At 35.5% G+C, this 761-nt stretch carries 1 protein-coding gene and 1 pseudogene; both read left to right on the forward strand.

Annotated elements, in window-relative coordinates; genetic code table 11:
• Positions 1 to 473: PfkB family carbohydrate kinase (locus CHI06_RS00575; protein WP_257009119.1), on the forward strand; the 473-nt coding region annotated here is incomplete at its 5' end.
• 147 nt (positions 474 to 620) lie between these two features.
• Positions 621 to 761 (forward strand): annotated as a pseudogene (locus CHI06_RS30315) (Crp/Fnr family transcriptional regulator); the annotation flags it as partial.

Below are 761 nucleotides of genomic sequence, written 5' to 3' on the forward strand. Positions count from 1 at the left end.
AATTTATTTCATTTGATCCTAATTATCGAAAAGATCTATGGAAAAACAGAATTCCTGAATTTATCGACTTGGCAAAGGTGGGAATCGCCTTAGCTGATTTTGTAAAAGTGAGTGACGAGGAGCTAAAACTCATTACTGGAATCAATAACCTGGATGAAGGAACGGATTATCTTCATGAACTAGGAGCAAAAATAGTTGCTGTTACATTAGGAAGTGAGGGAACTTATCTGTCAAATGGGCAAAATAGCGAAATTGTTTCAAGTGTAAAAATAAAATCGATTGACTCCACTGGTGCTGGCGACGCATTCGTTGGGGCTACCTTATACCAATTCGCAAATGGTAAACCTGAGATTGAAGACTTTGAAAAACTTAAAGAAATTATTTATTTTAGTAATAAAGTAGGTGCCTTGGTATGTACTAAGGTAGGAGCAATTTCTGCAATACCAACAATAGAAGACATTCGATCTGTATGATCCTGATACCCACATTTGTTGTTCAAACTTCCGCCATAACATTTCAAACAAACTGTGAACTTAACACTATACCCATATTATTAACTGCAGATTTCCAATATAGTATGAGTATAAAGAACAACCAAATATTGAAAGGCGGAATGACAAATGTTTAACAACTTTTTAAGAAAAAATAAAATCTCAGCAGCTATTTTAACTATTATTCGTTTATACCTTGGCTATGCTTGGTTCACAGCTGGTTTAGGAAAACTAACAGGCGGCGGATTCGACGCATCAGGATTTCTAGCA

It is taken from the genome of Bacillus sp. 7884-1, from assembly GCF_002272245.1.
GTDB lineage: Bacteria > Bacillota > Bacilli > Bacillales > Cytobacillaceae > Neobacillus.